Source organism: Archangium sp. (assembly GCF_036388035.1).
Classification (GTDB): domain Bacteria; phylum Myxococcota; class Myxococcia; order Myxococcales; family Myxococcaceae; genus Archangium.
In genome coordinates this window covers 1-7,130 of record NZ_DASVSO010000114.1, presented here as the reverse complement: position 1 = coordinate 7,130, position 7,130 = coordinate 1, and the positions used below count along the sequence as shown (strand labels likewise).

Sequence of the window (7,130 nt, the reverse complement as noted above, 5' to 3'; positions counted from 1 at the left end):
GACCGCGAGGCCCCCCAGGAGGCACAGCGTCTTCAGCCCACGCAGGCTCATTCCCACTGGAAACATCCGAGGACTCCAAAGTCTGTAAAAGCAGATGAAACGGAAGGTTGAAAAGAACCCGCGAGATGGCTGAAATGGGCGGTGCATGGGGGGAGGGCAGGACGTGTCACCCCCCTGGGGTACACCGTCCTGCTACCCGTTGTCAGGTCGTCAGGTCGTCAGGTCTTCAACCGTCTTTGCCGGCGCCGGGGGGGCTCTCCCGGTACGGCCAGGACATGTCAGGACGGGTTGGATGCTGAGTACAACGACCCGTTCCGAACTACAGGTCCGTATACAGCGCAGGGGGGAAGGCCGATGAAGTACAACACGAGTGGAATATTGCAATCCTCACATGTTGAGGATGCTCTGGTCACCATCAACGCCGCAGCCCAGGGGGGTATTCAGGTGGTTGAGATGACGCCGAAGAGCCTGTGGGTCGAGGAGCCCCCTCCGGGGGGGTACGGGGCGGGCGCGTGGGACGACCTGGAGGACGGAATCACCACGTCTCGCCGGGCCGTGCTGGCGCCGAGCCGACTGCCCGCGAGCACCTTCGTGCCCCGCGCCCCGAAGCCTCTCCGGGAGGACGAGTCCCTCCAGCCGCGAGCCTTCATCGCGCTCTCCGCTTGAGCTTTCGCGCGTGCCTGGAAGGGCACGCGTCCGACGTCTCCGAGAAGCGGGGCAACCTCAAGTTTCTAGGTTGCGCTCCGTGTTTTTCCGGTTACCCTTGCGGCTCATGGACACTCCGGTTTCCGCGAGGACAGCCATCCTGATGTCGCTCATGGGCGGCAGGGGATTCGGGCTGGAAATCATCGAGAGGGTCCGGGAGAGGACGCACGGGAAGATCATCCTGAACGAGGGCTCGGTGTATCCGGCGCTCAAGGCGCTGGAGCGGGACGGGTTGCTGCGCAGCTTCGACGGCGAGCCCATGCCCGAGCGCGGGGGACGGCCCAGGCGGTACTACGAGCTGACGGGGGAAGGGCGGCGTGTGGCCAGGGAGCAGCGGACGGCCTTGCTCAACCTGTTGCAACCCGCGGAGGCAGTTTGAATGGATGAGGACCATCGCCCGAAGCTGTCCGTGTTGGATGCGTTCTGCCTGGATGGAGCGTACGAGGACGGGTTGACGGACTCGCGCCGCTCCGTGTTCACCGAGGCGCTCGTTCCCGTCCAGCGCCTGCCCCCGGTTCCGCCTCCCGAGCCCTCCTCGGTCGTCGTTCGCGCGCAGCGCACCTTCGACAGGCTCGGCATGTATGTGCCCGCGCGCATCGCCAACGAGCAGATGGGCGACGCGCTCGAGCTCATCCACACGCTGGTGCGCGAGGGCGCGCCGAAGTGGAAGGTGCGGGCCAAGGTGGCGTCGACCACCTTCTGGGTGCTCGCCCACACGGGGCTGGAGCTGGTGCTGCGCGTCGCCGGCGCGGTGAAGAAGGCGCTGGGGCCCTAGCCCTTCACCAGGTTCTTCATCACGAACCACACGTTGGCGGGCCGCTCGGCCAGCCGGCGCATGAAGTACGGGTACCAGTGCCTGCCATACGGCACGTAGACGCGCACGGGCCAGCCCTCGGCCGCGAGCCGCTCCTGCAAGTCCCGGCGGATGCCATAGAGCATCTGGAACTCGAAGGCGCCGCGTGGCAGTCCCTTCTTCCGGGCGTACGCGAGCGTCTCCTGAATCATCCGCTCATCGTGCGTGGCGATGCCGTGGTACAGCCCGCTGTCGAGCAGGACGCGCATGACGCGCACGTAGTTGTCATCCACGTCCTTCTTCTCCTGGTAGGCCACCCCGGGGCCCTCCAGGTAGGCGCCCTTGCACAGGCGGATGCGGATGCCCTCGGCGCACAGGGCGCGCGCGTCGGCCTCGGTGCGGTAGAGGTAGCTCTGCAGCACCGCGCCCACGTGCGGCTCACCGAACTCCCGGTGCAGCGCGCGCACCACGTCCAGCGTGGCCTGCGTCACCTCGCCCTGCTCCATGTCCACGCGCACGAAGGTGTCGCGCCGCTTCGCCTCGGCCACCACCTCGCGCGCGTTGCGCAGCGCCAGCTCCCTGTCGAAGAGCAGCCCGCACTGCGTCAGCTTCAGCGACACGTTGCCGCGCACGCCCACCTGGTCGATGCGCGAGAGCAGCCGCAGGTACTCACGCACCTCGCCGCGCGTCTCGCTGGCGTTGCGCACCGCCTCGTTGAGGTGGTCGAAGGAGACCGTCAGCCCGCGCGCGTTGAGCTCCTTCACGGCGGCGACGGCCTCCTCCAGCGTCTCGCCGGCGATGAAGCGCTGGGCGATGCGGCGCAGCGCGGGCACGCCGGTGGCGACGTCCTTCAAGCCCTCCTGGCGAGAGAGGAACAGCAGCGCCGAGCGCGACAGTTGGGTGGCCTGGTCCATGGTGGGATTCACGGGGTGTGTTGCGAGAGGAAGTCGTCGACGAAGGCGTTGAAGGCCTGCGTGTGGCTCATGTACGGCAGGTGGCTCGCCTCGCGGAGCACCTCCAGGCGCGAGCCCGGAATCCGCGCGGCCACGTCCCGGGCGTACGACAGCGGCACCAGCAGGTCCCGGGCGCCGTGGATGATGAGGGTGGGCACGCGCAGGTGCTCGAGACTCTCCACGTAGTCCGCGGCGAGGATGTCCTCCAGCCGCCGCAGCAACTCCAGTGGGGAGAGGCGGCGCGCCTCGCGGACGATTTCGGAGCGGCCCTCGGGGGGCAGCTGGCGCCCGCCCAACACCCGCGCGACGGTGGGGGCGAAGAGGTAGGCGAAGGGCTTGGGCATGCGCACCAGCGTGGACAGGGCCAGGGCCCAGCGCCGCACCCGGTGCACGCTGGCCACCGGCGACACCAGCACCAGGGCCTTCACCCGCTCGGGGTGCGCCAGCGCGTAGGCGAGGGAGATGAGGCTGCCGAAGGAGGAACCCACCAGGGCGAAGCGCTCGGGGAGCCCGGCCTCGGGGTGTTGCAGCGAGGCGAGGTTCCACTGGAGCGGCGTGTGCGTCATGGGCGTGGCCAGCGGCGGCGTCCACAGGAGGAAGCGCCACTCGGGCGCCAGGGGCCGCATGGGCGCGAACGAGCGGCCGGAAGCTCCCAGCCCGGGCAGACACAGCACGGTGCGCGACACGTCCTGGCTGCCGTCGGGGAAGGTGAAGAGCCGCACGTTGGCCCCGCGCACCCGGCGGTGCTCGCAGGGCAGCTCATAGCCCTGCTGAATCTCCTCGGGCTCGGGGACGAGCCGGTGCATGGCGGAAGGGGAGTGCATGACGGGAAAGGTGCCTTCAGGCATGGCAGGCCCGGTCGAGCAGGCGCCGCACGGTGTGGGCCACGCGGTCGCGGAAGTGTTGGAGTCGGGACTCGGGCGCGTTGGCGGGAGGCGGCTGCAACGGCTGTCCGACGACGAAGGTCATCTTCACGGGCAGGGGCAGCGGGCCCAGGCCAATGCCCAGCGGCACCCGGTACTTCTCCCCGGGGGCGAGCGGCACACTCAGGCGCTCGTCATCCGGGCAGAGGAAGGTGTCGTCCACCCCGAAGCCGGCGAAGGGGACGATGGGGACGCCGGCCAGGGCGGCGAGCCGCACGAAACCGAGCGTCCCCTCCCAGCGCAGCGTGTAGTGGTGGCGGGGCTTCTTGAAGGTCTCCCACGCGCCCCCCGGGTAGCAGACGACGAGGTGTCCCTCCCGCAGGGAGTGCAACGCCTTCTCCCGCGTCCCCTCCACGCCCCCCAGCCAGGGCAGAACGGTTCTCACCAGGGGGATTTTGAAGAACCCCCGCTCGGCGAGCCCCAAGGGGTAGCGGCCTGTTGCTCGATGTATCAAATGAAAGAAAGCAGGCGTCTCGTAACCCCACAGGCCGTGGTTGCCCACGAGCAGCACCGGCCCGTGGGCCGGCAGGTGCTCGGCATCCAGCAGGCGTGCGCGGTGGTAGAGCGCGGACAGCGCCGCGCCCGTCTCGGCGAAGCGGAAGAAGGCGCGTTGAATGGGGCTCGGGGCGGTGTCCACGGGGCCTGAAGATGGCGATGCCCCGCTGGGATGACACACCCGCTCCGCTCGCCTGCCTGCCAACTTCCCGCCTGCCGGGAAAGTGGTATAGCCATTGCTGATTTCAACGCCTGTCAGGAAGGCGGGGGAGCGTGGGCGCTGGAATACGTCCAGTGGTGGTGGTTGTCCGCCCCTGACGCGGTGCCGATGGTTGCGGGGCCATGGGGCCATTCGAGATGCTGTCTGGGAAGCAACGGGATCTGCTGGCGTGCTTCGAGTCGCTAGACGAGGTACAGGGCACGCAGCCGTTGGCGGAGCGGGTGGGGGAGCTGCTCGAGGAGGTGCGGTTGCACGTGCGGGTGACGGAGCGTCACCTGCAGCCGCTGGTGGTACGCGTGGAGGGGCACGCGCGCGCCCTGCAGGAGGCCGAGGTCCTCTTGGCCATGCACGAGCTGATGGCCGAGCTGGAGTACTATCCGGCGGGAAGCCTGGAGTGGCTCGCGCGGCTGATGGCGCTGGAGGACGCGGCGGTGGCGCACGTGCTGTGCCTGGAGCTGCAACTCTTCCCCCGGCTGTCCGCGGCGTTGGATGAGGAAGAAGCCTTGGACCTCGTCAGGAACGTCGCGGCCACACGCGAGGCTTTATGGTTGGAAATGCGCCGGGCCCGTCCTTCGTTCCGAGGGTTGGACTCATCCGACGATGATTGCTCTATCAGTCCTTGAGTGCCTGAACGGGCGTATAGGTGAGTGTCAGGCCAAGACCGTAGACGCAATCTTTTATTAGTTTTCATCTGCGACTCGTGTATTTGTGGAGTTATCAGAGGGCCTGTGTTTTAAAACAGCCCCCACTGCACAACCCCTCAGTTGAGCCGTCTCACAACTGGGACGGCCCCTCGAGAATGCTGGGGGAGGAGAGGATACACGAGCATGTCGATCGATAAGGCATTCCGGGAGATGGTGCGTAACGAGATCGAGGCGCAGCTCAAGCCGCTGCGCGACCTGGTGTCGCGTCTGGAGGCGGGCACGTCTGATCTCGACTCGCTGCGCAGCGTGGCGGAGCGGCTGGCGCCGCTGGCCGAGGCGGTGGGTCCCCTGTTCGGCACGGCCGGTGGCCGTGCGGCGACGCCGGGCCGTCGGGGTCCGGGTCGTCCGGCTCGGGCGGCCTCGGCTCCCGCGGCGGCGACCGGTGGGGGCAAGCGTCGCGGCCGGAAGCCGGCGGCCGAGGGCGGGGCGCGCGAGTGCGCCATCCGGGGTTGCGGCAAGCCCAGCCGCACCAAGGGCTACTGCGCGGCGCACTACCAGAAGCTGCGCATGCTGGAGAAGACCAACCGCCGTCCGAGCGACTGGTCGGACTACGCCGAGGCGAACAGCGTGGAGGACGTCAAGCTGCCGCGTGGCCGCGCCGCCGCCAAGGCGCTGGCCGAGGCCGCCCAGAAGAACGCGGGGTAATGGCGCGCTCCAGTTGAATCGGAGTCCCCTGGGCCCTCCCTCTCACCGGGGAGGGCCCGGTTGTTGCGGGCCCGGGGCGTGCCCGTCATTCTTGTTCGCATGAACAAGCGCGAGCTGGAACCCGGAATCTTCACCGAGCTGGCCGGACGGACGACGTACGGCGAGTACCTGCAGCTGGACAGGCTGCTGACCGCGCAGGTGCCCCGCTCGCAGCCGCCCCACCACGACGAGCTGCTCTTCATCATCCAGCACCAGACGAGCGAGCTGTGGATGAAGCTGCTCGTGCATGAGCTGACGGCCGTCATCCGCTACATCCAGAACGACAACCTGGAGCCGTCGTTCAAGATCTTCTCGCGCGTGGGTCATATCCAGCGCATGCTCTTCGAGCAGTGGAGCGTGCTGGAGACGCTCACACCCAACGAGTACCTCGAGTTCCGGGGCGCGCTGGGGCAGGCCTCGGGCTTCCAGAGCTATCAATATCGCGCGCTGGAGTTCCTGCTGGGCCACAAGGACGAGCAGTCGCTCGGGCCTTTCAAGCACATGCCTGGCGTGCACGCGCAGCTCGAGCGCTTCCTGGGCTCGCCCAGTGTGTATGACGAGTTCCTGCGTCACCTGGCGCGCACGGGCCACGCGCTGCCCGCGGACCGGGTGGAGCGCGACTGGCGCCAGCCGTATGAGAAGAGCGCCGCGGTGGTGGAGGTGTTCCGCCGCATCTACGAGAAGCCCGAGCAGCACTGGGATGCCTACGAGATGGCCGAGAAGCTGGTGGACGTGGAGGAGCGCTTCCAGCTGTGGCGCTACCGCCACATGATGACGGTGATGCGAGTCATCGGCTTCAAGCCGGGCACGGGCGGCTCCTCGGGCGTGGGCTTCCTGCGCAAGGCGTTGGACCTGCGCTTCTTCCCCGAGCTCTGGGACGTGCGCACCGAGCTCGCTCCCCCGTCCGGAAGGTAGGACTCACACCGCGACAGGCCGACTGCTAAGGTCACCCCCTGAGCCCTACTTTTCGAGTGGGCCAGGAGGAGAACCCATGCGTGCGCCTGGACGGAACGAGCCGTGCCCCTGCGGGAGCGGACAGAAGTACAAGCGGTGCTGTGCCGGGAAGGAGGCGGCGGCGAAGCGGCCTGTGGCCTCTCCGGGAAGTCTCCTGCACACGCAAGATGAGCGATTGGTGGAGGTGATGGGGCGTTACGCCGATCGGCGCTTCGGCCGGGGCTGGCTGCTCGAAGCGGCGGAGGCCTTCTACGATGACCCCGGGTTCGAGTTCGAGCCTCCCGACATGCAGCTCCTCATGCCCTGGGCCATGCACCATTGGGAGTGGGATGGGCGCCCGGTGCGGGAGTGGTTCCTCGAAGAGAGGGGCGCGAAGCTGACAGAGGCGGAGCGGGCGTGGTTGCTCGCGCAGCGGCCCGTTGTTCTCACCGTCTGGGAGGTGCGGGAGGTGAACAAGGGCGTGGGTCTGCGGGTGCGGGACTTGTTGGGGGGGGAGGAGCGCTTCGTCCACGAGGTGCGCGGCTCGCGGCAGCTCTGCCCGCGCGATGCCGTGCTCGGGCGGATGGTGGAGCACGAAGGGCTGGCGGTGTTCTGTGGGATGTACCCGCATCCTCTGCCCCCCATCGAGGCGGACGCGGTGGTGCGTGTGGCGCGCAGGGTGCTCCGGGTGCGCGGAGAACGTCCCGTCCCTCGGGAGAA

At 68.3% G+C, this 7,130-nt stretch carries 10 protein-coding genes and 1 pseudogene; 8 read left to right on the top strand and 3 right to left on the bottom strand.

Features of this window, described 5'->3' with window-relative positions; translation table 11 throughout:
• Nucleotides 1–453 precede the first annotated feature (453 nt).
• The 3 genes from VF697_RS05040 (at nt 454) to VF697_RS05030 (ending at nt 1,480) form a co-directional block, all read left to right on the top strand.
• A complete protein-coding gene (locus VF697_RS05040) occupies nt 454–666 on the top strand; it encodes a hypothetical protein (protein WP_331092338.1) in 213 nt (70 codons plus the stop codon).
• A gap of 142 nt (nt 667–808) precedes the next feature.
• Complete coding sequence (locus tag VF697_RS05035; protein WP_331092337.1) at nt 809–1,084, top strand: PadR family transcriptional regulator; 276 nt, start codon at nt 809–811, stop codon at nt 1,082–1,084.
• Nucleotides 1,085–1,480, top strand: coding sequence for a hypothetical protein (locus VF697_RS05030; RefSeq protein ID WP_331092336.1), 396 nt, complete (start codon nt 1,085–1,087; stop codon nt 1,478–1,480). It abuts the gene before it with no gap.
• On the opposite strand, the gene VF697_RS05025 is transcribed toward VF697_RS05030, so the two are convergent.
• Genes VF697_RS05025 through VF697_RS05015 form a run of 3 tightly spaced genes read right to left on the bottom strand, consistent with a single transcriptional unit; the run spans nt 1,477 to nt 4,011 of the window.
• Nucleotides 1,477–2,412, bottom strand: coding sequence for a proline dehydrogenase family protein (locus VF697_RS05025; RefSeq protein ID WP_331092335.1), 936 nt, complete (start codon nt 2,410–2,412; stop codon nt 1,477–1,479). The two genes, VF697_RS05030 and VF697_RS05025, sit on opposite strands and share 4 nt — an antisense overlap.
• Nucleotides 2,413–2,420: 8 nt before the next feature.
• Nucleotides 2,421–3,275: an alpha/beta hydrolase gene (locus VF697_RS05020; protein ID WP_331092334.1), complete on the bottom strand. Its 855-nt coding sequence runs from the start codon at nt 3,273–3,275 to the stop codon at nt 2,421–2,423.
• Between the two features lie 16 nt (nt 3,276–3,291).
• Nucleotides 3,292–4,011, bottom strand: a complete 720-nt coding sequence (locus VF697_RS05015; RefSeq protein WP_331092333.1) for a lysophospholipid acyltransferase family protein — start codon at nt 4,009–4,011, stop codon at nt 3,292–3,294.
• Between the two features lie 215 nt (nt 4,012–4,226).
• Here VF697_RS05015 and VF697_RS05010 point away from each other — a divergent pair, with 215 nt between their 5' ends.
• The 5 genes and pseudogenes from VF697_RS05010 to VF697_RS04995 all read left to right on the top strand — a co-directional run.
• The gene (locus VF697_RS05010; RefSeq protein WP_331092332.1) at nt 4,227–4,712 is read left to right on the top strand and encodes a hemerythrin domain-containing protein; all 486 of its coding nucleotides are present in this window, start codon (nt 4,227–4,229) and stop codon (nt 4,710–4,712) included.
• Between the two features lie 204 nt (nt 4,713–4,916).
• Entirely contained in the window at nt 4,917–5,438 is a 522-nt protein-coding gene (locus VF697_RS05005; RefSeq protein ID WP_331092331.1) for a cell wall protein, read from the top strand.
• A gap of 99 nt (nt 5,439–5,537) precedes the next feature.
• Entirely contained in the window at nt 5,538–6,392 is an 855-nt protein-coding gene (locus tag VF697_RS05000) for a tryptophan 2,3-dioxygenase (RefSeq protein ID WP_414641241.1), read from the top strand.
• A 76-nt stretch (nt 6,393–6,468) separates the two neighbouring features.
• Nucleotides 6,469–6,537 (top strand): annotated as a pseudogene (locus VF697_RS43450) (SEC-C metal-binding domain-containing protein); the annotation flags it as partial.
• Nucleotides 6,538–6,618: 81 nt separating this feature from the next.
• Nucleotides 6,619–7,130, top strand: a 512-nt coding sequence (locus VF697_RS04995) for a hypothetical protein (RefSeq protein WP_331092330.1), incomplete at its 3' end; no start/stop codon positions are given.